The sequence below is a fragment of the Rhodopseudomonas rhenobacensis genome, assembly GCF_014203125.1.
GTDB lineage: Bacteria > Pseudomonadota > Alphaproteobacteria > Rhizobiales > Xanthobacteraceae > Rhodopseudomonas_A > Rhodopseudomonas_A rhenobacensis.
This window is the reverse complement of record NZ_JACHIH010000009.1, coordinates 89,877-114,949: the sequence shown is the minus strand read 5'-3', so window position 1 is coordinate 114,949 and position 25,073 is coordinate 89,877. Positions and strand designations below refer to the sequence as shown.

Sequence of the window (25,073 nt, the reverse complement as noted above, 5' to 3'; positions counted from 1 at the left end):
ACCCGGCTTACTCGCTGCGCTCGCAAGCCGACCTCTCCCCGCGCGCGGGGAGAGGTGACGCGCGGCGCTATCTCATCACACCAGCGCCTTGCCGCCGGCGAAGGCGGCCGCGGTGGCTTCGTCGTTGGCTTCCGACGGCAGCAGCATTTCGTTGTGCGCCTTGCCGGACGGGATCATCGGGAAGCAGTTCTCCATCGACGCCACCCGGCAATCGAACAGCACCGGCTTCTTCACCTTGATCATGTCCTGGATCGCGCCGTCGAGATCCGACGGCTTGGTGACGCGGAAGCCGGCGCCGCCATAGGCCTCGGCGAGCTTGACGAAGTCCGGCATCGCCTCGGTGTAGGAATGCGACAGCCGGTTGCCGTGCAACAGCTGCTGCCATTGCCGCACCATGCCCATGTACTGATTGTTCAAGATGAAGATCTTGATCGGCAGCTCGTACTGCACCGCGGTCGCCATCTCCTGCATGGTCATCTGCACCGAGGCATCGCCGGCGATGTCGACCACCAGGCTGTCGGGATGCGCCACCTGGACGCCGAGCGCCGCCGGCAGGCCGTAGCCCATGGTGCCGAGCCCGCCGGAGGTCATCCAGCGGTTCGGCTCCTCGAAGCCGTAGAACTGCGCCGCCCACATCTGATGCTGGCCGACTTCGGTGGTGATGTAGGTGTCGCGGCCCCGCGTCGCCGCGTACAGCCGCTCGATGGCGTATTGCGGCAGGATGACGTCGTTGTTCTTCTTGTAGGCCAGCGAATTGCGGCCGCGCCAGGTCGCCACCTGCTGCCACCACGCCTTGATGTCGGGCTTCTTGGCCTCGGCCTTGAACGCCGCCAGCATATCGCCGAGCACATTGCCGACGTCGCCGATGATCGGCACGTCGACGCGGATGTTCTTGTTGATCGACGACGGATCGATGTCGATGTGGATCTTCTTGGAGTTCGGCGAGAACGCGTCGGTGCGCCCGGTGATGCGGTCGTCGAACCGCGCGCCGATGCACAGCATGACGTCGCAATCATGCATCGTCATGTTGGCTTCGTAGGTGCCGTGCATGCCCAGCATGCCGAGCCAATTGGTGCCGGACGCAGGGTAAGCACCGAGCCCCATCAGCGTCGAGGTGATCGGAAAGCCGGTGACCTCGACCAATTCGCGCAACAGCTTGCAGGCCTCGGGGCCGGAATTGACCACGCCGCCGCCGGAATAGATCACCGGCTTCTTGGCGTTGGCCATCAGCGCCACCGCCTTGCGGATCTGTCCGGCGTCGCCCTTCAGCCGCGGCGTGTAGGAGACATGCACATCCGACTTGCGCGGCGGATGATAAGTGCCGGTGGCGAACTGCACGTCCTTCGGCACGTCGACCACGACCGGGCCGGGCCGGCCGGAGGTGGCGACGTAGAACGCTTCGTGCAGCACGCGCGCCAGATCCTTGATGTCGCGGACCAGCCAGTTGTGCTTGGTGCACGGCCTTGTGATGCCGACGGTGTCGCATTCCTGGAACGCATCGTTGCCGATCAGATGGGTCGGCACCTGGCCGGTGATGCAGACGATCGGGATCGAATCCATCAAGGCGTCGGCGAGCGGCGTCACCATGTTGGTGGCGCCGGGGCCCGACGTCACCAGCACCACGCCGGGCTTGCCGGTGGAGCGGGCATAGCCTTCGGCGGCGTGGCCGGCGCCCTGCTCGTGGCGCACCAGGATGTGCTGCAGCTTCTCGGAATTCTGGAACAGCTCATCGTAGATCGGAAGCACCGAGCCGCCGGGATAGCCGAAAATGTGCTCGACGCCATGATCGATCATCGCGCGGACGATCATCGCCGCGCCGGTCATCTGGTTGGCATCGTGGCTCTTGCTGTCGCTGGCTGCGGTGGTCATTGGCTGGCTCCGGGATGCGCTTGGCGCGCTGGCTTGGTCTAGGACGCTCGGAAAATAAAAAAGGGCCCTAAAAGAGGCCCTTCCGCACACCGTCTATTCACGAATGGCTTCAGCCACCCAAGACGGTGCGCCTAGGTACTACGATAAGCGAGAGGGTAATTAAATGTCGCACGAGTGGCTCCGGCTTCTCGAAGGTTGCGCGAAACATAACGAGCGAACCTCTAATGTCAAGGTCAGTTCGCATGAGGCGTTGTTAAACTATAGCCGTGTTTCGGCCGTTCCGCGAGCCGGAAAGCGGCGTTCAGCCATGCAAGCGCGAAGCGGCGGCGAGCTGGTCGATCAGCAACGCCGCCGCTGCCTCCGGCCTCACCCATTCAAACTCCGGCAATTGGTGGCGGAACCAGGTGAACTGCCGCTTGGCGTAATGCCGCGTATCGGCGCAGCCGATCGCCGCCGCCTCGTCGCGCGAGAGTTCGCCGGCAAGATGCCGGATCAGCGCCGGCACGCCATGCGCCTTCATCGCCGGCAGCAGCGGGTCGAGTTGTCGCGCGGCCAACGCGGCGACCTCGTCGAGCGCGCCGGCCGCCAGCATCACCTCGAAGCGGGCGTCGATCCGCGCGTAAAGCTCGTCGCGCTCCGGCGCCAGAAACAGCGCTGTGACTTGATCCGGCGGCAGCAGCGGCGGCAGCGCGTCGCGGTGCCAGTCGGAGAGCGATCGCCCGGTGGCCTCGACCACTTCCAGCGCGCGGGCGATGCGGCTGCGGTCGTTCGGATTGAGCCGCGCCGCCGTAACGGGATCGCGCGCGGCCAATTCGGCGTGTAGCGCTGTGACGCCGCCCTGCTCCAGCCGGGCGCGGACGTCGTCACGGACCTGCGGCGCAATTGCCGGCACCGCCGACAGTCCCCGAGTCAGCGCCTTGAAATACAGCCCGGAGCCGCCGACGAAGATCGGCAGAAGCCCCCCCGCGCGCGCCTCGGCCAGCGCGGCCGCCGCGGCCTCCACCCAGGCCCCGGCGGAGAAATTTTGCGCGGCGTCCACCGTGCCGTACAGCCGATGCGGCGCCCGCGCCTCGTCGGAGGGCGTCGGCCGCGCCGTCAGTACCCGCAGGTCGCGGTAGACCTGCATGGAATCGGTGTTGATCACCACGCCGCGGTGCGATTCGGCGATCCGCAGCGCCAGCGCCGACTTGCCGCTGGCGGTCGGCCCTGCGATAAGCACGGCCCTGCCCCGTTCCGGAATAGCCTCGGCCATGTCGCTCGTCGCCACGCTCATCTGCAATCCCAGCAATCCTGCGCTTGATGCCACCGCGCTCGAGGCCGCCCGCACCGTGCTGCCGACGCCGAACACCGCGGTCTGGCTCAGCGAGGGCGTCGCCGCCGACATCGCCTTCGCCTCCGACGAAGCGCCGGCCACGATCGCCGAGCGACTGCGCCAAGCGCGCGGCGACTTTCCGGTCGACGTCGTGGTGCAGCCTGTCGCCACCAGGCGCAAGAAGCTTTTTCTCGCCGACATGGATTCCACCATGATCGGCCAGGAATGCATCGACGAGCTGGCGGATTTCGTCGGGCTGAAGGCCCATGTCGCGGCGATCACCGAACGCGCCATGCATGGCGAGATCGAGTTCGAACCGGCGCTGCGCGAGCGCGTGGCGCTGCTCAAGGGCCTGTCGCTCGACGTCATCGCCCAGGTGCTGCGGGAGCGGATCACGCTGACCCCGGGCGGCCGCGAGCTGGTGGCGACGATGCGCGCCCACGGCGCCTATGCCTGCCTGGTGTCGGGCGGCTTCACCCAGTTCACCGGCGCGGTCGCCGCCAAACTCGGCTTTCAGGAGAACCGCGCCAACGAGCTCTTGGTCGACGGCGGCGTGCTGACCGGCATGGTGGCCGAGCCGATCCTCGGCCGCGCCGCCAAGCTCGCCGCGCTGCTCGACCTGCGCGAACAGCTCGATCTCGACGAAGTCGACACCTTGGCGGTCGGCGACGGCGCCAACGACCTCGGCATGATCCAGGCCGCAGGCCTCGGCGTCGCCTATCACGCCAAGCCGGCGGTCGCCGCCGCCGCGCATGCACGGATCGATTTCGGCGACCTCACCGCGCTGCTCTACGCCCAGGGCTTCAAACGCAGCGAATTCGTCACCGGCTGAGGTTTGGGACGCGGCCCGTCTTCACGGGCCGCAGAATGTCCCGCCGAAGCCATCCAAAATCCACGAAATGAGCGAAATTGAGCAGCCAGATGAAACTCTAGCTGCGTATGTTCGTTTGCGGACATATCGTCGGTTGAAGTTTATAAAAGGCGCTTGCCATGGCATCGATCGACGGCGGGGGCAGCTTGGCCCCGCCAAGTTGTGAATCCTGCAACGCCGCCATGACGTTGATTGGCCGGCTTCCGCGAATCCTGCTGCGTCCGTCGGTGCACGTGTTTCGCTGCTTCTCCTGCGATAACGTGATCTCGGAGGAGCACCGCGCTTCCGAGTCCTCTCAGGATCAGGAATTAACTGTTCCCGGCGTGTGAGGCGCTCGCCCGCTCGCACGGTGGAACCTGGCGGGATCGCTGCCGCCTGCGTCATCGGCCAGGCTTCGAATCAGAACGCCAGCAACTCCCTGCGATAATGTTCGCGCAATTCCGCCAGCACCACGCCTGAGGCTTCCATCACCGCGGTGACGTGAAGCACGAAGGCCTCGACCGGCGAGAACACCGCCGCCCGCTCAAGTTCCGCAAGGCAGCTTTCGACAGCTTTGCCGCCCTTCAGAATGTCGTCGCTGGTATGAACGGCGATGGTGGTACGCCGCGGCGCCAGACCGGCCACCACGGCGCCGAACGGCTCACTGCCAGTCAGCGCGGTTTGCATCTCGCGCGGAAGCCGCCGCGGAAAATACCAGTTCTCCGCTTCGGAAACGACCTGATTGCCCCAGGTCAGCAACACGCGCCGGCAGCGGATCGGCTCGCCGGCGTCGAGCTGCAGCAGGCCGTCATAGTCGCCGGGATCGGCCTCGCGATCGAGCAGCACCCGCGCCGCCAGGTCATCGCCGCTACCCGGCTGATGACGTCGGCACCACGCCACGATCGCCGCGGTCGCGGTGTCGTGATCCTGCAGGAATTGTTGAAACGCGCTGACGCTGGCCATCGACATCTACCTGCCCACCAATCCAACACCGCGACCCGGTACAGTTACCCCCACCCCGCCCCCTCCCCGCGAGGGAGAGCGAAGCGGGCAGCACTCGGCGGCGCCTTCAAAAGCAACGATCGGCGGCTCATTGCTCATTCGCAATGCAACTCTCGACGCTCAATTTATCTGGGACCGAGCCTGGATTTGAAGGCGGGACGTCCCGCGCAACGCAGCGAACTCCCCTCCCCCTTGCGGGGAAGGGTTGGGGTGGGGTTCGCGTCAAAGCACTTTGCAGAGACTACTGCACGCCGAGCGCGACGAAGCGCAGTTCGCCGTCGCCGTTGGAGACCAGGAGCAGCACGGATTTCTTGCCGTCCTTCTTGATCGCCTCGATCCGCTTCTTGACGTCGCCGGCATTGCCGACGGCTTCCTGCGCCACCTCGACGATGACGTCGCCGGCAGCCAGCCGCTTCTCTGCCGCATCCGAGCCGATATCGACGCTGGTGATCAGCACGCCTTTGACGCTGTCCTTGATCTTGTACTTGGCGCGCAGCTCCTTGCTGAGCCCCGCCAGATCGAGGCCGAGCGCCTTCTGCGTCACCGGCTTTTCGGCTTCCGGCTGACTCTTCACCGAGGCCGGCACCGGCTTGTCGCCGTCGTCGAGCCGGCCGAGCGTGACCTGCTTGGTCTCTTCCTTGCCCTTGCGGATGATCACCACGTCGACCGACTTGCCGACCGCGGTGTCGGCCACCACGCGCGACAGGTCCTTCGGCTCCTTGATGTCCTTGCCGTCGAACTTGACGACGACGTCGCCGGGCTCGATGCCGGCGGGCTTCGCCGGGCCTTTTTCTTCCACGCCGGCAATCAACGCTCCCCGCGCGGGCTTGATGTTGAGGCTCTCGGCGATCTCGTCGGTGACCTGCTGGATCCGCACGCCGAGCCAGCCGCGGCGCAATTCGCCGAACTGCCGCAGCGAATCCACTACGCCGATCACGGTCTTCGACGGCACCGCAAAGCCGATGCCGATCGAGCCGCCGGACGGCGAGATGATCAGCGTGTTGACGCCGATCACTTCGCCGTCGAGGTTGAACAACGGGCCGCCGGAATTGCCGCGATTGATCGCGGCGTCGGTCTGGATGTAGCTGTCATAGGGTCCGGAATTGATGTCGCGGTTGCGCGCCGAGACGATGCCGGCGGTGACCGTGCCGCCGAGCGAGAACGGGTTGCCGATCGCGATCACCCATTCGCCGAGCCGCAGCTTGTCGGAATCGCCGAACTTCACCGCGACCAAGGGTTTCGCCGGCGGCTTGAACTTCAGCACCGCCAGATCGGTCTTCTTGTCGACGCCGACAAGCTCGGCTTTGATCTTGGTGCCGTCGTTCATGATGATGTTGATCTCGTCGGCGTCCGCAATGACGTGATTGTTGGTCACGGCGATGCCGGCGGTGTCGACGATGAAGCCGGAGCCCAGCGAATTGGTCTTGCGCGGGCCGCCGCCCTTGTCGCCGCCGCGGCGGTTCTTGAAGAAGTCGTCGAAGAACTCCTCGAACGGCGATCCCGGCGGCAGCTGCGGCGAAGCGCCCTTGTTGCCGTCGCCGGGGCCGGCCTTGGCCTCGATGGTCTGGGTGGTGGAGATGTTGACCACCGCGTCGATCACCTTTTCGGCGACGTCGGCGATGCCGTCCGGACCGCGGGCCTGTGCCGGGGCGACGCTCAACGCGGCGGCACAGGCAAGGCCGACGGCCACGACGATCGGGCGCAGGCGGAGGCTAAGGGCTGAAATCGCAGCGGGCATGGTCGAGATGTCTCCTGAATCGGGAGCGGAGGTGATTGGATGTCCGCAACACTGTGCCGGATCCTTGGATCGGCGCAAGCAGAGGCCGCAGGATACCCCATCGATCCGCCGGGTTGCGGCCTAAAACGCTGGTTCGCGCTCACGTTGCCGTGGATCGGGTCGCGCCTAGCAGGTATTTTTATACTCTCTCTAGCGACGCACCAGCCAGATCAGGATCAACCCGGCGATCGCCGAGCCGATGCCGGCGATGCGCAGCAGCTGATCCGACGACGCCATCGCGCTCTTCATGGCGCGGCGCATCCAGGACGGGCTGGCTGCGAACAGCACGCCTTCCAGCACGAACAGAATCCCAAGGCCGATGAGGAAGTCGCCGAACGCAATAGACCTCATCGAGCTCAATCCTCCACGCGGTCGGCGCTGCTGCCGACGGCCTCGTCCGGCGAGCCGGCGGTGCTAGGCCGCCCTCGTCGCGCTTTCTGTAAAGGAGCGCGGACGGGAAGGCAAAGCCGGCGGGCGCCGGCCTGCCTCCCCTTCCAAGCAGCCTGCTACGGCTTCGCCGCGGCGGTTTCCGGCGGCTTGCCGCTGGAATTGCCGAAGAACTTGAAGAAGTCCGAATCCGGCCGCAGCAGGAATCGGGTGTCTGAGCTCTTCAAGCCGTTCTCGTAGGCGGTCATCGAGCGATAGAACGCGAAGAAGTCGGCGTCCTTGCCATAGGCCTCGGCGAACAGCCGGTTGCGCTCGCCGTCGCCTTCGCCGCGCACCTGTTCGGCGGTGGAGTTGGCTTCGGCGATGATCACGGTCGCTTCGCGGTCGGCCTTGGAGCGGATCTCCTGCGCCTTCTGGCCGCCCTGGGCGCGGAACTCGGCGGCTTCGCGCTGCCGCTCGGTCTGCATCCGCTGATACACCGCCTGGCTGTTCTGCTCCGGCAGGTCGGCGCGGCGGATCCGGACGTCGACCACCGAAATGCCGTAGCCGCCGGCTTCCCTGTCGAGCTGATCGCGGATCTTGGTCATCAGGGCTTCGCGCTGGTCGCGCACCACCTCGATGAAGGTGACCTCGCCCAGCACCCGGCGCAACGCCGCGTTCAAAAGCGTCGTCAGCTGGATGTTGGCCGCCGGCACCGACCCGATGCTCTGATAGAACCGCAGCGCGTTCTTGATGCGATAGCGGGCGAAGGCATCGACCACTAACCGCTTCTGATCGGAGGCGATGACTTCCTGCGACGGATTTTCCAGATCGAGGATCCGCTTGTCGATGCTGATCACGGTATCGACGAACGGCGCCTTGAAGTTCAGCCCCGGTTCGGTGACGACCCGCACCGGCTCGCCCAAGCGTACCAACAGCACCTGCTCGGTCTGGCTCACGGTGAAGATCGAACTGTAGCCGACGACGATGGCGGCAACCAGCACCACCAGCGCTACGATTCCTGCAATTCCGGTCTTCATCGGGTGCTCCCGCTCTGCTGTTGCGGCTGGCCGGGCGTAGCGGCGGGCGGACGCCGCGACGACAGCTCGCTCAGCGGCAGATACGGCACGATCCCCTGCGATCCCGCGCCGCCGCCGTCATAGACCAGCTTGTCGGCGCCGCCGAGCACGCGCTCCATGGTTTCCAGATAGATGCGTTGCCGGGTCACGTCGGGCGCCTTCCTGTACTCGTCATAGACCTTGAGAAAGCGCGCGCTCTGGCCCTTGGCCTCGGCGACCGCCTGCTCCTTGTAACCCTCGGCGACCTGCAGGATCTGCGAGGCGCGACCGCGCGCATCCGGCAGCACGCGGTTGGCGTAGGTCTGGGCTTCGTTCTGCAACCGCTCGAGGTCGGCGCGGGCCGCCTGCACGTCGCGGAACGCGTCGATCACCTGCGACGGCGGATCGACCTTCTGCATCTGCACCTGCTGCACCAGAACGCCGGCGCCGTAGCCGTCCAGCGTCTTCTGCATGAGCTCCTGCACGCTGGCTTCGGTGGTGGTGCGCGCGCCGGTCAGGATCGGCTGAATGCTGGCGCGGCCGACCACTTCACGCATCGCGCTTTCGGCCACCGCCTTCACGGTGCCCTCCGGGTTCTGGATGTTGAACAGGTAGTTGCCGACACCGTCGGGCTTGATCCGCCACAACACGGTGAAGTCGACGTCGACGATGTTTTCGTCGCCGGTCAGCATCAGGCTCTCTTCCGGAACGTCGCGCATGGTTGCGCCGCGCCGTGTCGTATCGTTGACCACCGTCATGCCGATGCTGATGGTGGAGACGCGCAGCGCTTTCGGCAGCAACACGGTCTCGATCGGATACGGCAGGTGATAGTTCAGGCCGGGCTGCACGGTGCGGACGTGCTTGCCGAACCGCAGCACCACGCCGAGCTCTTCGGACTGCACGCGGAAGAAACCCGACAGCCCCCAGATCGCCAAGGCGGCGACCAGAACCAGCGCGATGCCCATGCTGCTGAGATGCCCGCCGGGAAGCATTTGCTGCAGCCGGTCCTGACCGCGCCGCAGCAGATCTTCAAGATCCGGCGGCCGCGGTCCCGCCGATTGCGGGCCATTGCCCCACGGTCCCTTCGGCCCCGAACCCCAGGGGCCGCCGCCTTGATTCTTCCATGGCATCAACAGTCTCCTCCGCACGGGTCCAGCGTCGCGAGGACCCGGCTTGCAACATCTGCTCGGCCTTATAGGGGACGGCCACCGCCCTTACAACGCAGGTTCTCGCCGTCAGCAGCTAAGCTCGAACCCGTAATTGTCAATGTAATCGCCATTTCGCGCGGTTAACGCAACGTTCGGCGGCGATACGTCACATAGGAAAACTCCGCGCTGTCGTCGGCCGCCGCGGCGTTGCGGGTCCGAGCGACTTCTTCCCAGGTTGCAGCGTCGAGCGGCGGAAAATGCGCGTCGCCCTGAGGGGATGCGTGAACCGCGGTCAATTCGATACGGTCGGCGAGCGGCAGCCATTGCGCGTAGATTTCGGCGCCGCCGATCACCGCGATCTCGGTGGCAAAACGCCGCAGCGCATCGCCGCGCGCGATCGCTTCCGCGGTGTCAATCGACGTTGTCACGACCGCGCCGGGTAAGGTCAGTCCGGCGTCCCGCGTCACCACGATGTTGGTGCGGCCGGGCAGCGGCTTGCCGATCGAGGCAAACGTCTTGCGGCCCATCACGATCGGCTTGCCGAGCGTCAATTGCTTGAAGCGGCGCAGGTCGGATTTCAGCCGCCACGGCAAGCCGCCGCCGGCGCCGATCACGCCGTTGTCGGCCACCGCGACGATCAGGACGATTTGGATCTGCGAACGTTCCTGCAACGTCAGGCTGCCAAACGATAAATCAACGCGTCGTCGATAAGTATGCCGTTTATCATGTTGCGACTGAAACGAACGCTCGAGATACCTTCCACCCTCACGACACTGCTCATTGCTGCAAGCGTTCTATCCTTCGGCGGAACCAACTTGATACGCGTCAAGTCGATGCGACCTCTCAGATCCCCGACGGCATCCATAGCGCCCGCGACTTCGCGCAATGCGCCAAGAAGATCCCTTTCAGCTTTCGGAGTTCGAATGAGCAACCGCCATTCACCAGCATCGGCATAATAGACCCATGCCGCTCCGGTGACCGGAAAATTGGCCGCATCCAGAATCTTGAGGAGTTCACGCCCCATTTCGACGTCTGCTTCTACCAATACTGATGCAGCCATAGAAATACTCCGTGGTCTGGACTCTCGATCGCATCCTGCATGGCGGTGGCAGTTATTGCATCAATCATATCGTATCTCGATTCGACTGACCACTCGGTTACGATCGACCACCGGCTGTCGAATTCTGGGTCTTGCCGTCTCAGTCTCAAAGGCTCGGCCAGACCTGACAGTCCCACCAGCCTTGTAAAATTGTGGTCGAGAAAGCCCTTGAGCACGCTCGGATCCGGCACCGTTTCGGCGATGATCTGGCGCGCGATGCAAGCCTTCAAACCCAATTCTACTCCGTAACCATATAGATAGTAGGCGTTTGAGAAACGCCCGTTCTCAAACAGCAACCGGGCATCGTCAATCTTTGCTTTCGCGGCTTTTTGCAGAGAGCCCCGGGACAGAAACGTCATGGCTAAACCGCCACCGCTGCCTTGATATGCGGATGCGGGTCGTAGTTGTGCAGCGAGAAATCCTCGAAACGGAAGCCGAAGATGTCCTGCACGTCCGGGTTGATCGTCATCACCGGCAGATCGCGCGGCGCGCGGGTGAGTTGCAGCCGGGCCTGGTCGAGATGGTTGGAATACAGATGCGCGTCGCCGAGCGTGTGGATGAACTCGCCGGATTTCAGCCCGGTGACCTGCGCCACCATCATGGTCAGCAGCGCGTAGGAGGCGATGTTGAACGGCACGCCGAGAAACACGTCGGCCGAGCGCTGATAGAGCTGGCACGACAGCCGGCCGTTCGCGACGTAGAACTGGAACAGGCAGTGGCACGGCGGCAGCGCCATGCGGTCGATCTCGGCCGGATTCCACGCGGTGACGATCAGCCGCCGGGAATCCGGATTGCGCTTGATCATCTCGACGACATTGGCGATCTGGTCGATCGATCCGCCATCGGCGGTCGGCCAGGAGCGCCACTGCGAGCCGTACACCGGCCCGAGGTCGCCGTTCTCGTCGGCCCATTCGTCCCAGATCGAGACGCCGTGGTCCTTGAGATATTTGATGTTGGTGTCGCCTTTGAGGAACCACAGCAACTCATGCACGATCGCCTTTAGCGGCAGCCGCTTGGTGGTCAGCATCGGAAACCCGGCGTCGAGCGCAAACCGCATCTGATGGCCGAACACCGACCGCGTGCCGGTTCCGGTGCGGTCGTGTTTCTCGGCGCCGTCGTCGAGAATCCGTTGGAGCAGTTGGTGATACTGGTTCATGTCAGGCTTGGCTGGTGCTGCGGACCGTGCCCGGAAAACGGGTTCCGGACGCTCAGGGCGCCGCCCTGCTCTCACGCAGCGACGGCTGCGGCGAGTCGGGGCGGACGCCTCCCCCCAAGATGCCTATCGCGGCGTCCGAAACAAGCCGGGAATCGGCGTCGTCCCCCGCTGACCTTGCGGCCCGGTCAATGCAGCTGCGTCAGCACCGGGGTCCATCGTGCGATCTCGCTCTTGACCAGGGTGGCCAGCGCCTCCGGCGTGCGCTCGGCGGGCGGCGGGATCACGCTGCCGAGGTCGAGCAGCCGGTTGCGCACCGCCTCGTCACCCAACGCCTTCGCCGCCGCCGCATTGAGGGTGGCGATCACCGCGGGCGGGGTTCCCTTCGGCGCGAAGATGCCGTTCCAGGCCTGAACCTGGAATGACGGCAGCCCGGCCTCGGTGGTGGTCGGAACCTGCGGCAGCGCGGCGTTGCGCGCCGGCGTGGCGACCGCATAGGCCTTGATGGTGCCGCTCCTGACCGGCGGCACCGCGTTGACGATCTGGTCGCACATGTAATCGACCTGGCCGCTGACCAGCGCGTCCATTGCCGGGCCGGTGCCGTTGAACGGAACGCCGGTCGGCCGGATCCCCAGCACCGAGTTCAGCAACTCGCCCGAGGCATGCGACACCGAGCCGACCCCGGCATGCGCGGCGTTCAGCTTCTCGGTGTTGGCCTTCACGTAGGCGATGAATTCCTGCAGGTCCTTGGCGGGGAAGTCCTTGCGCGCCAGAATCATGATCGGGGTGCCGGCGAGCGGACTGATCGGCGCGAAGTCGGTCTGCGGATCATAGGGCAGTCGCGAATACAGCGGCACCGCTGCGGCGTGGGTTCCCATATGGCCGACGATCAGCGTGTAGCCGTCATTGGCGGCGCGCGCCGCACGCGTCGCGGCGGTGGTGCCGCCGGCGCCGACGATGTTTTCGATCAGCATCTTCTGGCCGAGCGTCTGCGCCATCGAGGCGGTGACGATACGGGCGACCACGTCGGTCGGGCCGCCTGCGGCGAACGGAACAATCACGGTGATCGGGCGCGACGGATACTCGTCGGCTGCAGCGGGATAAGCAAGAAGTACCAAAATACCAATAAACGCCAGGTGGGTGACCGCCAGCAAGCGATGCAGGAAATTCATTTGCGTCTCCCCGGGAGACCGGCACCAAATCAGGAAAGCGACTACTTGCTCAGCATCATCTTGCCGCGTCAAGTACGTCGAGGTCGCAGCCAGGTCCCGCTCAATTCTCGGATTCCCCGAAGACTTCGCGGCGCTTTTTCCGCAGCGAGGGCAATACCGCCAGCACCAGCAGCAGAGCGGCTGCGGCCATCAAGCCCGCCGACAATGGACGGGTGAAGAACACCGAGGCATCGCCGCGGGAGATCAGCAGCGCGCGGCGCAGATTCTCCTCCATCAGCGGCCCCAGCACCATGCCGAGCAACAGCGGCGCCGGCTCGAAATCATGCTTGATCAGCCAGTAGCCGAGCAGACCGAACGCGCCGGCCAGGACCACGTCGAGCGGCGAGTTGTTGATCGAATAGATCCCGATCGCGCAGAAGATCACGATCGCCGGGAACATCAGCCGATACGGCACCCGCAACAGCCGCACCCAGATGCCGACCAGCGGCAGGTTGATTACCAGCAACATCAGATTGCCGATCCACATCGAGGCGATCATGCCCCAGACTAATTCCGGCTGCTTCTGCATCACCTGCGGCCCCGGCACGATGCCGTGCAGCGTCATCGCGCCGACCATCAGCGCCATCACGGCGTTGGGCGGAATGCCCAGCGTCAACAGCGGGATGAACGAGGTCTGCGCGGCGGCATTGTTGGCGCTTTCCGGCGCGGCAACGCCTTCGATGGCGCCGCGGCCGAACCGCGACGGATCCCGCGCGATCTTCTTTTCAAAGGTATACGCCGCGAACGAGGCGATCACCGCGCCGCCGCCCGGCAGAATGCCGAGGATCGAGCCCAGCATCGTGCCGCGCAAAATCGCCGGCGCGGACTCGATCAGATCCTGTTTGGTCGGCATTAGTCCGGTGATCTTCTGCTGCACCAGTTCGCGGTCGATGTCGGCGCCGGCGTCGAGGTTGCGAATGATCTCGGCAAAGCCGAACACCCCCATCGCCACCGTCGCGAAGCCGAGCCCGTCGGCGAGTTCCGGAATGTCGAACGCCATCCGCGAGGCGCCGGTGATGACGTCGGAGCCGACCATCGACAACAGCAAGCCCATCACGATCATCGCGATCGCCTTCAACAGCGAGCCCTTGGCGAGCACCACCGCGAAGATCAGTCCCAGCACCATCAGCGAGAAATATTCTGCCGGACCGAATTTTTGCGCCAGCTGGGTCAGCGGCGCGCCCAGCATTGCGATCAGCACCGTGGCGACGCAGCCGGCGAAGAACGAACCAATCGCCGCGATCGCCAGTGCCGGACCGGCGCGGCCCTGTTTGGCCATCTGGAAGCCATCCAGCGTGGTCACTACCGAGGTCGCTTCGCCCGGAATGTTGATCAGGATCGAGGTGGTGGAGCCGCCATACTGTGCGCCGTAATAGATGCCGGCGAGCATGATCAGTGCGCCGACCGGCGGCAGCCCGAAGGTGATCGGCAGCAGCATCGCCACGGTCGCCACGGTGCCGACCCCCGGCAGCACGCCGACCAGCGTGCCGACCAGCGCGCCGATCAGGCACAGCAGCAGATTGATCGGCGACAGAGCGACCTGGAAGCCCAGCGCGAGATTGGAAAACAGCTCGACCATCCGGCCCTCACGGCAGCAGGAAACGCGGCAGCAGCGGCAGCGGCAAGCCCAGCGCATAGGGAAACAACAGGCTGCAGCCTGCCGTGAGGGCGATCCCCACCACGGTGGTTTCGCGCCAGCGCGTCTCGGGCGTGCCGAGCGCCGCCACCATGAAACTGGCGAAGGCCGAGATCACCAGGCCGAGCGGCCGGATCGCCAAAGCGAAGCCGAGGATGGCGAGCGACACGAACAGCGGCCCGCGCCAGGCATAGCGCGCCAGCGCCGGGCCTTCGCTGAACAGTCCGACCGCGACGATCCCCGCGCCGAGCCCCATCAGCAGCACGCCGCACAGCCGCGGCACCGTGCCGGCGCCGACGGAAAATCCCTGCATGCCCTCGAGATCGCTGGACGCCCACAGCGCCAGGCCGGCGATCGCGATCAGCACGATGCCGCCGTAGTAATCCTGCGGCCCGCGCGGCCGCACCATCAGCGTCAGCAGCGCCAGCGCGATCAGCGGATAGCAGTAGATCAGCGCCAGCAGCACGGCTGAGGGTAGCGGCGGGCTTGGCACGGTTCCGAACGTCGCGCCCAGCCAGGCCGGCAGCGCGGTGCCGAGCGCCGTGGCGTAGTCGACGGCGATCTGCGCCGGGTTGCCGATCGGAACGCGATACAGCGGGCTGACCGCCGCCCACAGCACGTGCACCAACTGCGGTGCCAGCGCCAACAGCAGCACCGCCAGCGCGCCGGAGCCATTGCGCGCGGCCCGTCGCGTCTGCTCGGGCAACCGACCGACCGTGTCAGCCATGGCTTTTTCCCCGCGGCCTTGGCGGCCCATCTGTTCTGACTGGATCTTTCGTCCCACCCGGCATTCTGCCTAACGAAATTCCCCCCATGATGCCAGTGAAACCGCGCCGGCGCGCTCGCCGCCGCCCTGCCCGCGGCCTTCCGTTGCGCCAATTCGCGCCTATATTTCGCAGGCCGGTTCGCCGGCTATGACAATAAAGTGCCGTCGCAATAAACCATTCGGACCCGGGGGCAGTACCCGGCGCCTCCACCCAAGCCCGCAAGTCCGGCGGGCTTCGGCGGGGGCGATCCAGGATCGACGAGGGCGTAAAGGGCGAGCTTTTGTCCGGTATGGTTCCGCCGTGATCGGGCCATGCAATAGTTGCCAACGACAACTATGCTCCGGTTGCTCAGGCGGCGTAACGCCGTTTGAAAGACCACGCTGAAGCCCTGGCGGGTTAAGCTCCGTCGGGCGGGGTTCGGAGGCGCCTGGCAACAGAAGCCTCCACTGCCTTTTTGCCGCGGCCGGCGCGAATCGGCCTTTTGCAGACTCAGCCCTGCTGACCTGCGGCCACGGGCGGGGTACGGTAAGGCAACGCCCGACTCGGGCGATCAAATTTTTGGCGCCGATCGGCGCGCAGGCGAAAGCACGACGGGACCGACCATGGCGACCGACCTTATCCGATACGATGTCTTGACCAGTGACGCGCTGCGCGGCGTGCTGCGGCGGGTTCTGACCGACGCTGCGGAACATGGCCTGCCGGGCGAGCACCACTTCTTCATCACCTTTCTGTCCAACGCCGAGGGCGTCAAACTGTCGCCGCGGCTGCTGGCGCAGTATCCGCAGGAGATGACCGTCATCCTGCAGCACCAGTTCTGGGACCTGGTGGTGACCGAGGATCGCTTCGAGGTCGGACTGTCGTTCGGCGGCATCCCGGAGCGGCTGGTGGTGCCGTTCCACTCGATCAAGAGCTTCTTCGATCCGTCGGTGGAATTCGGCCTGCAGTTCGAGCCGAACCTGACCGCGGAGCCGGCCGCCGCCAATGCGCCGGCCAGCCCCGCGCCGGTGGCGGTGGACGACGCCGCGGCGGAGACCGACGCCGACGAACCGCCGAAGCCCAGCGAAGGCGCCGAAGTGGTGCGGCTGGATCGCTTCCGCAAGAAATAGCCGCGTGGCGGCTCTGGCGGTCCAGGAGCGCGGCGACACCGATCACATCGCATTCCAATGAGGCACCATGGCTAAAGCCATTAAACCGCCGCGTCCGATCAAGACGCGCAGCGAAACCGACAGCTTTGGCCCGATCGACGTTCCCGCCGATCGCTATTGGGGCGCCCAGACCGAACGCTCGCGGCAGAACTTCCGGATCGGCCATGACCGGATGCCGCTGCCGATCGTCCGCGCGCTCGGCATCGTCAAGCTCGCCGCCGCCGAAACCAACCGCGAACTCGGCCTGTTGGATCAGCGGCGCGCCCGCGCCATCGTGCGGGCGGCGCGCGAAGTGATCGACGGAGAGCTCGACGAGCATTTCCCGCTGGTGGTGTGGCAGACCGGCTCCGGCACCCAGAGCAACATGAACCTCAACGAGGTGATCGCCAACCGCGCCAACGAGCTATTGGGCGGCAAGCTCGGCGCCAAGAGCCCGGTGCATCCCAACGACCACGTCAATATGAGCCAGTCGTCGAACGACAGCTTTCCGACCGCGATGCATATCGCGGCCAGCCAGCTGATCGCCGCCGATCTCATCCCTGCCCTCACCGAGCTGCACGCGGCGCTACGCGCCAAGCAGCAGGCCTTCGCCGGCATCGTGAAAATTGGGCGCACCCATACCCAGGACGCCACCCCGCTGACGCTCGGCCAGGAGTTTTCCGGCTACGCCGCGCAGGTCGAAAACGGCATCGCCCGGCTGAAGCACGCCGCGCGAGAACTGTATCCCTTGGCGCAGGGCGGCACCGCGGTCGGCACCGGGCTGAACTCGCCGCCGAAATTCGCCAAGGCCTTTGCCAAGCACGCGGCCTCAATCACCAAGCTGCCGTTCACCAGTGCTAACAACAAGTTCGAGGCGCTGGCCGGCAACGACGCCTATGTGTTCGTGCATGGCGCGATCAACGCCATCGCCACCGCGCTGTTCAAGATCGCCAACGACATCAGGCTGCTCGGCTCCGGGCCGCGCTCCGGGCTCGGCGAGCTGATCCTGCCGGAGAACGAGCCCGGCTCCTCGATCATGCCCGGCAAGGTCAACCCGACGCAGTGCGAGGCGATGACCATGGTGTGCTGCCAGGTGTTTGGTAACCAGACCGCGATCACCATGGCCGGCAGCCAGGGCCATTTCGAGCTCAACGTCTACAAGCCGGTGATGGCGCACTGCATGATCGGCTCGATCGAACTTCTCGCCGACGTCACCCGCTCCTTCACCGAACATTGCGTCGTCGGGATCCGAGCGAATGAAAAACACATTCGCGAACTGATGGAGCAGTCGCTGATGCTGGTGACGGCGCTGGCGCCGGAAATCGGCTACGACAACGCCGCCAAGATCGCCAAGACCGCGCATGCCAACGGCACCACGCTGAAAGAAGAGGCGATTCGGCTGGGTTTGGTCACCGAAGCGGTGTTCGACCGGCTGGTCCGACCTGACATAATGACGCACCCCGGCTGATTTCCGGTGTCCAGAGGTAGCTAGACCAAAACTCCCACGAAGAATTGATGTAAATCATATCCCCAGACCTCTTGGATCGATCAACTGATGCTGCAGCGTTGCTGCATGGTGGCCACTGAACAACCGCGGGTAGCGGACCAGGCGGTTCCCATGCATCAGCAGCGATGAGGAAGTTGTCGTGATGGTGATCGAGCCGACCAAGGCCCCGCTAAGTCCTACACGCCGGACCGAACGCGTCGCCCGTCGCCACTCTGAGGGAGGGCGGTCTTGGCGGATGTGATCAACCTGAAACGTTTCAAGAAGCGCACGGCGCGCGCGCAGTCCGCGGTCCAAGCGGATGCCAACCGCGCCAAGTTCGGCCGCACGAAGGCCGAACGCGCTTTGGACGAACGGCGCACCAGCCGTGCGGACCAACTTTTGGATCAACATCAAATCACCGGGGACCTGACATGAAATCGCCGGTCGTGAAACGGTCGATCGTGGTCGCGGGCCACAAAACCAGTGTCAGCCTCGAAGAGGCGTTCTGGAACGGCATGAAGGAAATCTCCGGCCTGCGCGACATGACGCTGTCGGAATTGGTCGGCGAAATCGACAGCAACCGCCAGCAGGGCAACCTGTCCTCCGCCATCCGCCTGTTCGTACTGGATTATTTCCGCACCCGCGCGGTCCAGCCGATCCCGGAAGTGAAAACCGAAAGCCTGGCCGCGCACTGATCGCGCGGCCGTTCTCCCCACGGCCGTCGGCCGGAGGTTCGGTCGCAGGGCCGCGCCGCGTTCCGAGGCTCAGCTCAATACGCCGGTCGCCCTTGCAGCGCGACCGGCGGCGTCAGCTGCAATGGCGGCCGCGGCCTTTGCCGGGTATCGCCGGCGGCCGGCCGGTTATCACCGGGCGCCGGCCTGATATTGATCGGCGGCGGCAGCGGCGCGACGCGCTCTCCGCTCAGCTGCGCGCTCGGCGTCGACGCCCGCGCCGGCGGACGCTCGGCCGGACGTTCCGGCGCACGCACCTCATTTGCCTTTGGTTTTGCCGATTTCGGGGCGGGCTCGCGCGGGTCGCGCTCGGGCATCGGCACGTTGGACACCGGACTCTCGGAGGCCGCGAAGGGCGGATCGGCGGGCGGCGCCGGCTGCGCCGGCCGGGTGACGGGCGCGGCCGGCGGAATCGCCACCGGGGTCGGAGACGCCGGCACCTCGTCCCGCTCCATCGCCTGCAGCCGCCGGGTCTCGGCATCGATCCGCCGCCCGGCCAGCCACGCCGACAGCCCGCCGACGTCGACGATTCGGATCAGTCCGTCGGGCGATCCGGCGGCGAGAATCGCGATGTCCGGCGGCCGCGGGTCGGCCGGCGTCGCCGTCGAGGTCAGGCTGGCGCGCAGGTCGGCCTGATCGGCCACCGCGTCGTAGCCGCCCGACAGCAGCACCCGCCCGCCGTCGCCGTCGAGCGGCGTCGGGCTGACCCGAAAGCGGCCCTGCTCGATGCTGAATGGAATTTGCGCCCGCGCCACCGCGAGCGTCCCGCGCGCCAGCATCGGATCGACCAGCTGCAGCAGTTTGTCGTCATCGATCGGCGCGCCGGCGTCGCTGGCGGCGATGGCGCGGGCGAACACCTTGGCGTCGAGGCCGGCGATCTTGGCGGCGTCGATCGTCAGCATTCCGCCGCCGGTCAGCGCCGAGGCCAGCGCCGCCGCGCTGCGGCCCTGGCTCGACAGCGTCATCTGCAGCGCGGTCTTGCCGGCCGGCATCGCCAGCGCCCGATAACGCAGCGCCGCGCCGTCGACGCCGGACCATTGCAGCCGGCCGTCCAGCGCCACGCCGTCCGCGGAGCGGCGGGCGGCGATATCGCCGGTCGCGGTGCCGCCGCCGATCTTGGCGACAAGCTTGTCGATGACCAGCGCGGTGCCGTCGCTGCGTAGCAGGCCGCTCAGCGGCCGCAGTTCGAGCCCGCCCGGCGCGACGCCGCGCAGCGCCTCGAAGGCGAGCTGTCCGCGCCAGCCTTGCAACAGTCCGGGGCTGAGCGGCGCGCTTTCATCCTTGCCGGCGGCGCCGAGCGCCAGCTTCAGCAGCGGCGCCAGCTCCAGCGAATCCAGCCCGAGCGCGCCGTCGACGGTCACGTCGTCGCTCCAAATCTTGTCGCTCCAAATCTTGTCGCTCCAAATCTTGTCGCTCCATGTCAGCGCGACGCGGCCGCGCAGCCGCGATCCGGCGATCGTGCCGTCGATGTCGTCGAAGCTGACTTTCGGCCCGGCGATGCCGAGCCGCGACGACCAGCTGACCGGGGCCGCCGCCACCTCGGCGCCGTTGCGCGCCAGCAACGGGGCGACATCGGCGCGGCGGATGCCGAGGCTCAGCGTCGCCGCCGAGGCCCAGGGATCGGCGGTGCCCTTCAGCTCGGCGTCGAGTTCGCCGCCCTGCAGCTTCGCCTCGAGGCGCAACGGCGCGCGCCAACTCCCCGCTGCCGAGGCTTCGAATTTCGCAGCGCCGTTGCCGGCGGCGATCAGCCGGTCGAGACCGAGCGCAACCAACAGCGGCGCGGCGCGATCCGAGGAGAGCCTGGTATCAAGCTTCAGCTCGCTGGTCTGCAAGGCTTGCAGATCGCCGCTGCGAATCGCCGCCAGCGCCGGGCCGGCGGCGAGGCTGGCGTGGCCTTTCAGCTGCGGCGCGTCGAGATCGAGCGTGGCGGTTGCGGCGCCACGATCCGTGGCGGCACCGCGCGGCGCGAGCGCCATGGCGAATGTCAGCCGCGCAGGCCCGGGCTCGGCGCCGACCGCGGCGAGCCGCTCGGCTGCCGCCGGCGCCACGGGGGCGATCAGCTCGGCCAGCCGACCGAGCGACGCCGCGGTGGCGTTGAGATGGAGCTTGCCGGTGGCGGCGGTGCGGTCGAGCGCGCCTGACCCCTCGATCAGCACGGTCTTGGCGTCGCCGATCCGCAACCGATCGACGCTCACCCCGCCCGGCCCGTAGCCGAGTTCAGCCGACAACGGCTTCAAGGATTGCCCGGCGGAGATCGCCTCGCCGACCTCGAGCGTCAGCCGCGCCGCATCCGGCCATTCGCCCTGCGGCCCGGCGAGCGCGCGGAAGAAGCCCGTCGCGGCGTCGAGATCGAGCCGGTCGGCCGTGAGCGTCGCGTCGACGCGCGAGCCCGCGGCGTCACGCGACAGCGCCAGCCGCCCGGCGACGGCGCCGCCGTCAAGCTCGGCTTTCAGCCGCTCGATCGCAAAGCCGCCATCGGCGACGCTGAGCTCGCCGGTGGCGCGCAGCGGCTTCTGCGCCGCCCGCGCGGAGGGCTCGGCGCGGCCGGTCAGCCACGCCGCCAAGAGATCCGGATCGGCGGAGTCGAGCGCGACGATGGCCTGCAGGCCCTCGGCCGCCGACGGATGGATCAGCGTCTTGCTAAGCGTGGTCTGGGTGCCGCCAGGCGCCCGCAGCGAAAGCCGATCGATCGCCCAGCCCTGCGCTTCGCTATGCAGTTCGGCGGCGAGATTTTGCACCGCGCGGCCGCCGAGCATGATCTGCTCGGCGGCCATCTCGATGCGCGTAGCAACCCGCGCCTCCGGCAGCGCCGCGATCAGCTGCGGCAGGCGCTGCAGACGTTGCATCGGCGTCGCGGCGTCCTTGGCATGGCCGAGCATGCGGTCGGCATCGAGCTGCCGCGCCGACAATTTCGCCGAAAGCTGCGGCGCCGCGCCAAGCCGCAACTCGGCGGCGCCGGCGAGCCGCAGTGCCACCGCCTCGGCGCCGTAGCTCGCCTCCAGCTGCTCGAACCGCGCGGCGGCGGAATCGGCCTTCAGCTTGGCGGCGAGCCGCCACGGCGTCCGCGCCGCCGCATCGGCATTCGCGGCCGGCACGGCGGCAGCCGACGCCAGCGTCACCACGCCGTCGAAGCTCGGCGCACGATCCTCGAAATTCAGCAGCCCATCGAGATCGAACGACGCCGCGCGCGCGGGCGAGTCCACATTCAGATGCAGCCGCGCGCCGGGGCCCTGCGCGGCGCGGCCGGCGGACAACCGGAACGGCAGCCGCTCGCCGGCGACCATGACATTGCCGTCGCCGCGCAGCGATCCGGCGGGTCCGCGCACCTCGCCGCTGAAGGCGATGTCGCTCAACTCCAGCCTGCTGCGGCTCGCGGCGTCATGCAGCGCGATCCGGCCGGTCAAATTGAGCCGGTCGATCGACAGCGCGCCGAGACTGCCGAAGGCCGAGCCCGCCGGCCAGTCCAGCCGGCCCTGCGGATCGAGACTGACATCGAGCGCCAGGCCGCCGATGCTGAGTTCGGTGGCGCGGACCTCGCCGCGCATCAGATCGCCGAGGCTGAACTCGACGTCGAGCTTGTCCGCCCGCACTTCGCCAGGATCGCCGGCCTTGCCGACCTCCACCGAGCGCAGCCGCAGCGTCGGCGTCGGCAGCAGCCGGGCGTCGAGCGCGCCCGCGACCCGCACCGGCGCGCCGACGACGCGCGCCGCCTCGGCCTCGAAGCGGGGGCGGAACTGGTTCCAGTCGATGAACAACGGCCCGACCAATGCGGCGATCAGCGCAATGATCAGTGCCATCGCCAAGCCGAGCAGCGTCGTCTGCACGCGGTCTCCTTCTGTGGGTCGACCGGCTACTTGCGCAAGCGGAGCCCGCGCGGGACTCAAAACGCCGGTGCAGCACCTTGGCAGAAGACTATGGCAAGTTCACAGCCTTAAGCCAGAGATGGATCAGCAAACCGTTTGATCGGCGCTGGAGCATTTTCGGATGTGGTTGAAGCATCCGATCCAAAGGCAGCCGTCATTCCGGATTGCGAGTTCGAAGAACGAGCAAGTCCGGAATCCATACTCCCTGCGGGGGTTATGGATTCCGGGCTCGCTTGCAGCTTGCGCTGCTCGCGCCCCGGAATGACGGCCTGGGAATTTTGAAGCGCATCGATCCAACTCTCGCCAGGAGTTGCTATTTCAGCCGCTACGGCTGCGGCAAAATCTTCCCCGGATTGAAGATGTTCTGCGGATCGAGCGCGCGCTTCACCGCGCGCATCGCATCCAGCGCCTCGCCGCCGAGTTCGGCTTTCAAATACTTCTGCTTCCCCTGCCCGATGCCGTGTTCGCCGGTGCAGGTGCCGTCCATCGCCTGCGCGCGCTCCACCAGCCGGTGCATGAATTCATCGCCGCGCGCCATCTCGTCGGCGTCGCCGGTGTCGCACAACAGCGAGCAGTGGAAATTGCCGTCGCCGACATGGCCGACGATCGGCGCCACCAGGCCGAGCCGCTTCAAGTCTTGCTCGGTCTCCACCACGCAATCCGCCAGCCGCGAGATCGGCACGCAGACGTCGGTGGCGACCACGCCGGCGCCGGGGCGCAGCGCCCGCACCGACCAATAGGCGTCGTGCCGGGCCTGCCACAGCTTGCTGCGATCCTCCGGCCGCGTCGTCCAGGTGAAATCGCCGCCGCCGCACTCGGCGGCGATCTCGCGAAAATTCTTCGACTGCTCGGCGACTTCGGCCTCGCTGCCGTGGAATTCCAGCAGCAGCAACGGGGTCTCCGGCAGCGTCAGTTTCGAATAGGCGTTGCAGCAGCGCACTTGGGCGGCGTTGAGCAGTTCGATCCGCGCCACCGGGATCGCGGTCTGGATCGCCAGGATGGTGGCCTGGCAGGCGCCCTCCACGGTCTCGAACGAACACGCTGCCGCAGCAATGGTGTCCGGAATGCCGCGCAGCTTGATGGTGAGTTCGGAGATGATGCCGAGCGTGCCTTCGGCGCCGATGAACAGATGCGTGAGATCGTAGCCGGCGGCGGATTTCTTCGCCCGCGTCCCGGTCTTGATGATCTCGCCGTCGCCGCGCACCACCTTCAACGCGAGAACGTTGTCCCGCATGGTGCCGTAGCGCACCGCATTGGTGCCCGACGCCCGCGTCGAGGCCATGCCGCCGATCGAGGCGTCGGCGCCGGGATCGATCGGGAAGAACACGCCCTGGTCGCGCAGATGCTCGTTCAACGCCTTGCGGGTGACGCCGGGCTGGATCACGCAGTCGAGATCTTCCGGATGCACGGCCAGAATCTTGTTCATGTCGCGCAGGTCGATGCAGACGCCGCCCGCCGGGGCGTTGATCTGGCCCTCCAGCGAGGTGCCGGTGCCGAACGCGATCACCGGCACGCTGTGCTTGGCGCAGATCCGCACCACGTCCTGGATGTCGGCGGTCTCCTGCGCCATCACCACGGCGTCCGGCGGCTGGGTCGGCAGCCAGGTGGTGGTGTGGCCGTGCTGCTCGCGCACCGCCATGGAGGTGACCAGACGGTTGCCGAACCGTGCGGCGAGCGCTTCAATGGCGGCGGCGACCGCCTTAGGCTCCGCGCGTTGCGGTTGATTGGTGATGGTCAGGCCCACGTCACGACTCCTCAAGGCAGGGCCGCGAAAGTGTCAAAAGCCGCCGAAGGGGTCAATGGGAAGAATCGGCGAATGCGCCGCACAAGGAGAGCCAATGCCGACGCTGCAAGCCGCCGACGATCTCAATCTGCTGCCGGTTCCGTTCGTCTCACAGGTGATGCCGATCGAACCGGACTGGATCGACTACAACGGCCATCTCAACATGGCCTATTACAACGTGCTGTTCGACCGCGCGATCGACGAGCTGTGGCTGCATCTCGGCATCGGCGCGGACTACGTGAAGCGGCGCGGCGGCTCCACCTTCACGGCGGAATGCCATGTGCGCTATCTGCGCGAGTTGCACCTCGGCGACCCCGCGCAGGTGACGATCCTGCTGGTGGAAGCCGACGACAAACGTTTGCACACCTTCGAGGAACTGCGCCACGCGACCGACGGCTGGCTCTCCGCCACCTCGGAAAACATGACGCTGCATGTCGACATGAGCACGCGGAAGACCGCGCCGTTTCCGCCTGATATTCGCGCCCGCATTGCGGCGGTGGCGGACGCGCATCGCGGCGTCACGCGCCCCGAAGGCATCGGCCGCAGCGTGGCGATGCCTTCGAAGCGCGGTTAGCTAGACCCTCGTGCGGCCGCGCGCCAGGCCGACCACGGCCGACACCAGGAACAGCACCACGGCGATGAAGAAGATGATTTTGGCGATTTCGATCGAGGCGCCGGCGATGCCGCCGAAGCCGAGAACGCCGGTCACCAACGCAACGATGAGGAACGTAACGACCCAACCCAGCATGACACTCTCCGTTTTCACTGTCCGTTTCGACTGAGCGCGTCAGCCTTGCCGTCGCGCGTTCTGGCGAAACAATCCGTCGCCGGAACAAAA

At 66.4% G+C, this 25,073-nt stretch carries 24 protein-coding genes and 1 other RNA gene; 8 read left to right on the top strand and 17 right to left on the bottom strand.

Going from position 1 to position 25,073, the window contains the following annotated elements; genetic code table 11:
- Positions 1-75: 75 nt before the first annotated feature.
- Together HNR60_RS09800 and miaA are read right to left on the bottom strand one after the other, a co-directional pair.
- The gene (locus HNR60_RS09800; RefSeq protein WP_184256859.1) at positions 76-1,869 is read right to left on the bottom strand and encodes an acetolactate synthase 3 large subunit; all 1,794 of its coding nucleotides are present in this window, start codon (positions 1,867-1,869) and stop codon (positions 76-78) included.
- 301 nt (positions 1,870-2,170) lie between these two features.
- On the bottom strand, positions 2,171-3,142 hold the full coding sequence (gene miaA / locus HNR60_RS09795) for a tRNA (adenosine(37)-N6)-dimethylallyltransferase MiaA (RefSeq protein WP_184256857.1): 972 nt from the start codon (positions 3,140-3,142) through the stop codon (positions 2,171-2,173).
- On the opposite strand from miaA, the gene serB reads away from it, so the two are divergent.
- Both serB and HNR60_RS09785 read left to right on the top strand, forming a co-directional pair.
- On the top strand, positions 3,120-4,013 hold the full coding sequence (gene serB / locus HNR60_RS09790; RefSeq protein WP_184256855.1) for a phosphoserine phosphatase SerB: 894 nt from the start codon (positions 3,120-3,122) through the stop codon (positions 4,011-4,013). The two genes, miaA and serB, sit on opposite strands and share 23 nt — an antisense overlap.
- A gap of 158 nt (positions 4,014-4,171) precedes the next feature.
- The gene (locus tag HNR60_RS09785; protein ID WP_184256853.1) at positions 4,172-4,381 is read left to right on the top strand and encodes a hypothetical protein; all 210 of its coding nucleotides are present in this window, start codon (positions 4,172-4,174) and stop codon (positions 4,379-4,381) included.
- Positions 4,382-4,451: 70 nt separating this feature from the next.
- Here HNR60_RS09785 and HNR60_RS09780 read toward each other — a convergent pair whose 3' ends face one another.
- The 12 genes from HNR60_RS09780 to HNR60_RS09725 form a co-directional block, all read right to left on the bottom strand.
- Positions 4,452-4,994: a hypothetical protein gene (locus HNR60_RS09780; protein ID WP_246432886.1), complete on the bottom strand. Its 543-nt coding sequence runs from the start codon at positions 4,992-4,994 to the stop codon at positions 4,452-4,454.
- A gap of 280 nt (positions 4,995-5,274) precedes the next feature.
- On the bottom strand, positions 5,275-6,771 hold the full coding sequence (locus tag HNR60_RS09775) for a Do family serine endopeptidase (RefSeq protein WP_184256849.1): 1,497 nt from the start codon (positions 6,769-6,771) through the stop codon (positions 5,275-5,277).
- Positions 6,772-6,960: 189 nt separating this feature from the next.
- Positions 6,961-7,161: a DUF2065 domain-containing protein gene (locus tag HNR60_RS09770; protein WP_184256847.1), complete on the bottom strand. Its 201-nt coding sequence runs from the start codon at positions 7,159-7,161 to the stop codon at positions 6,961-6,963.
- A 155-nt stretch (positions 7,162-7,316) separates the two neighbouring features.
- Positions 7,317-8,216: a protease modulator HflC gene (hflC, locus tag HNR60_RS09765; protein ID WP_184256845.1), complete on the bottom strand. Its 900-nt coding sequence runs from the start codon at positions 8,214-8,216 to the stop codon at positions 7,317-7,319.
- The gene (gene hflK, locus HNR60_RS09760; protein ID WP_184256843.1) at positions 8,213-9,364 is read right to left on the bottom strand and encodes an FtsH protease activity modulator HflK; all 1,152 of its coding nucleotides are present in this window, start codon (positions 9,362-9,364) and stop codon (positions 8,213-8,215) included. Before hflK ends, hflC begins: the two co-directional genes overlap by 4 nt.
- 158 nt (positions 9,365-9,522) lie before the next feature.
- The gene (locus HNR60_RS09755) at positions 9,523-10,035 is read right to left on the bottom strand and encodes a dihydrofolate reductase (RefSeq protein ID WP_184256913.1); all 513 of its coding nucleotides are present in this window, start codon (positions 10,033-10,035) and stop codon (positions 9,523-9,525) included.
- A 20-nt stretch (positions 10,036-10,055) separates the two neighbouring features.
- Entirely contained in the window at positions 10,056-10,442 is a 387-nt protein-coding gene (locus HNR60_RS09750) for a hypothetical protein (protein ID WP_184256841.1), read from the bottom strand.
- Positions 10,421-10,840, bottom strand: a complete 420-nt coding sequence (locus tag HNR60_RS09745; protein WP_184256839.1) for a HEPN domain-containing protein — start codon at positions 10,838-10,840, stop codon at positions 10,421-10,423. The genes HNR60_RS09750 and HNR60_RS09745 overlap by 22 nt, the downstream gene beginning before the upstream one ends.
- A gap of 2 nt (positions 10,841-10,842) precedes the next feature.
- Complete coding sequence (locus tag HNR60_RS09740) at positions 10,843-11,637, bottom strand: thymidylate synthase (RefSeq protein ID WP_184256838.1); 795 nt, start codon at positions 11,635-11,637, stop codon at positions 10,843-10,845.
- 185 nt (positions 11,638-11,822) lie between these two features.
- Entirely contained in the window at positions 11,823-12,806 is a 984-nt protein-coding gene (locus HNR60_RS09735; protein ID WP_184256836.1) for a tripartite tricarboxylate transporter substrate-binding protein, read from the bottom strand.
- A gap of 100 nt (positions 12,807-12,906) precedes the next feature.
- On the bottom strand, positions 12,907-14,424 hold the full coding sequence (locus HNR60_RS09730; RefSeq protein WP_184256834.1) for a tripartite tricarboxylate transporter permease: 1,518 nt from the start codon (positions 14,422-14,424) through the stop codon (positions 12,907-12,909).
- 7 nt (positions 14,425-14,431) lie between these two features.
- Complete coding sequence (locus tag HNR60_RS09725) at positions 14,432-15,208, bottom strand: tripartite tricarboxylate transporter TctB family protein (RefSeq protein ID WP_184256832.1); 777 nt, start codon at positions 15,206-15,208, stop codon at positions 14,432-14,434.
- Positions 15,209-15,342: 134 nt separating this feature from the next.
- Between HNR60_RS09725 and ssrA the strand changes: the two genes are divergently transcribed.
- The 5 genes from ssrA (at position 15,343) to HNR60_RS09700 (ending at position 18,553) form a co-directional block, all read left to right on the top strand.
- Positions 15,343-15,696, top strand: a transfer-messenger RNA (tmRNA) gene (ssrA, locus tag HNR60_RS09720).
- A gap of 154 nt (positions 15,697-15,850) precedes the next feature.
- On the top strand, positions 15,851-16,354 hold the full coding sequence (locus HNR60_RS09715) for an SspB family protein (protein ID WP_184256829.1): 504 nt from the start codon (positions 15,851-15,853) through the stop codon (positions 16,352-16,354).
- A 67-nt stretch (positions 16,355-16,421) separates the two neighbouring features.
- Positions 16,422-17,840 carry a class II fumarate hydratase gene (gene fumC / locus HNR60_RS09710; RefSeq protein ID WP_184256827.1) on the top strand — a complete coding sequence of 473 codons (1,419 nt, stop codon included), beginning with the start codon at positions 16,422-16,424 and terminating at the stop codon, positions 17,838-17,840.
- Between the two features lie 267 nt (positions 17,841-18,107).
- Positions 18,108-18,293, top strand: coding sequence for a DUF4169 family protein (locus HNR60_RS09705; RefSeq protein ID WP_184256824.1), 186 nt, complete (start codon positions 18,108-18,110; stop codon positions 18,291-18,293).
- On the top strand, positions 18,290-18,553 hold the full coding sequence (locus tag HNR60_RS09700) for a ribbon-helix-helix domain-containing protein (RefSeq protein WP_184256822.1): 264 nt from the start codon (positions 18,290-18,292) through the stop codon (positions 18,551-18,553). The genes HNR60_RS09705 and HNR60_RS09700 overlap by 4 nt, the downstream gene beginning before the upstream one ends.
- A 74-nt stretch (positions 18,554-18,627) precedes the next feature.
- Here HNR60_RS09700 and HNR60_RS09695 read toward each other — a convergent pair whose 3' ends face one another.
- A complete protein-coding gene (locus tag HNR60_RS09695) occupies positions 18,628-22,413 on the bottom strand; it encodes an AsmA family protein (protein WP_184256820.1) in 3,786 nt (1,261 codons plus the stop codon).
- A 364-nt stretch (positions 22,414-22,777) separates the two neighbouring features.
- On the bottom strand, positions 22,778-24,196 hold the full coding sequence (locus HNR60_RS09690; RefSeq protein WP_184256818.1) for an FAD-linked oxidase C-terminal domain-containing protein: 1,419 nt from the start codon (positions 24,194-24,196) through the stop codon (positions 22,778-22,780).
- A gap of 94 nt (positions 24,197-24,290) precedes the next feature.
- Here HNR60_RS09690 and HNR60_RS09685 point away from each other — a divergent pair, with 94 nt between their 5' ends.
- Positions 24,291-24,809, top strand: coding sequence for a thioesterase family protein (locus HNR60_RS09685; protein ID WP_184256816.1), 519 nt, complete (start codon positions 24,291-24,293; stop codon positions 24,807-24,809).
- Here HNR60_RS09685 and HNR60_RS09680 read toward each other — a convergent pair whose 3' ends face one another.
- Positions 24,810-24,983, bottom strand: coding sequence for a DUF1328 domain-containing protein (locus tag HNR60_RS09680; protein WP_184256814.1), 174 nt, complete (start codon positions 24,981-24,983; stop codon positions 24,810-24,812). It lies immediately after the preceding gene.
- Positions 24,984-25,073 lie beyond the last annotated feature (90 nt).

Bases quoted from the DNA above. Each gene is read 5' to 3' on its own strand.
- HNR60_RS09735 (WP_184256836.1), bottom strand. From the start codon at position 12,806: ATGAATTTCCTGCATCGCTTGCTGGCGGTCACCCACCTGGCGTTTATT.
- HNR60_RS09800 (WP_184256859.1), bottom strand. From the start codon at position 1,869: ATGACCACCGCAGCCAGCGACAGCAAGAGCCACGATGCCAACCAGATG.
- HNR60_RS09715 (WP_184256829.1), top strand. From the start codon at position 15,851: ATGGCGACCGACCTTATCCGATACGATGTCTTGACCAGTGACGCGCTG.
- HNR60_RS09680 (WP_184256814.1), bottom strand. From the start codon at position 24,983: ATGCTGGGTTGGGTCGTTACGTTCCTCATCGTTGCGTTGGTGACCGGC.
- HNR60_RS09750 (WP_184256841.1), bottom strand. From the start codon at position 10,442: ATGGCTGCATCAGTATTGGTAGAAGCAGACGTCGAAATGGGGCGTGAA.
- HNR60_RS09700 (WP_184256822.1), top strand. From the start codon at position 18,290: ATGAAATCGCCGGTCGTGAAACGGTCGATCGTGGTCGCGGGCCACAAA.
- fumC (WP_184256827.1), top strand. From the start codon at position 16,422: ATGGCTAAAGCCATTAAACCGCCGCGTCCGATCAAGACGCGCAGCGAA.
- miaA (WP_184256857.1), bottom strand. From the start codon at position 3,142: ATGAGCGTGGCGACGAGCGACATGGCCGAGGCTATTCCGGAACGGGGC.
- HNR60_RS09780 (WP_246432886.1), bottom strand. From the start codon at position 4,994: ATGGCCAGCGTCAGCGCGTTTCAACAATTCCTGCAGGATCACGACACC.
- HNR60_RS09770 (WP_184256847.1), bottom strand. From the start codon at position 7,161: ATGAGGTCTATTGCGTTCGGCGACTTCCTCATCGGCCTTGGGATTCTG.
- hflK (WP_184256843.1), bottom strand. From the start codon at position 9,364: ATGCCATGGAAGAATCAAGGCGGCGGCCCCTGGGGTTCGGGGCCGAAG.
- HNR60_RS09730 (WP_184256834.1), bottom strand. From the start codon at position 14,424: ATGGTCGAGCTGTTTTCCAATCTCGCGCTGGGCTTCCAGGTCGCTCTG.
- HNR60_RS09785 (WP_184256853.1), top strand. From the start codon at position 4,172: ATGGCATCGATCGACGGCGGGGGCAGCTTGGCCCCGCCAAGTTGTGAA.
- hflC (WP_184256845.1), bottom strand. From the start codon at position 8,216: ATGAAGACCGGAATTGCAGGAATCGTAGCGCTGGTGGTGCTGGTTGCC.
- HNR60_RS09740 (WP_184256838.1), bottom strand. From the start codon at position 11,637: ATGAACCAGTATCACCAACTGCTCCAACGGATTCTCGACGACGGCGCC.
- HNR60_RS09775 (WP_184256849.1), bottom strand. From the start codon at position 6,771: ATGCCCGCTGCGATTTCAGCCCTTAGCCTCCGCCTGCGCCCGATCGTC.
- HNR60_RS09725 (WP_184256832.1), bottom strand. From the start codon at position 15,208: ATGGCTGACACGGTCGGTCGGTTGCCCGAGCAGACGCGACGGGCCGCG.
- serB (WP_184256855.1), top strand. From the start codon at position 3,120: ATGTCGCTCGTCGCCACGCTCATCTGCAATCCCAGCAATCCTGCGCTT.
- HNR60_RS09745 (WP_184256839.1), bottom strand. From the start codon at position 10,840: ATGACGTTTCTGTCCCGGGGCTCTCTGCAAAAAGCCGCGAAAGCAAAG.
- HNR60_RS09685 (WP_184256816.1), top strand. From the start codon at position 24,291: ATGCCGACGCTGCAAGCCGCCGACGATCTCAATCTGCTGCCGGTTCCG.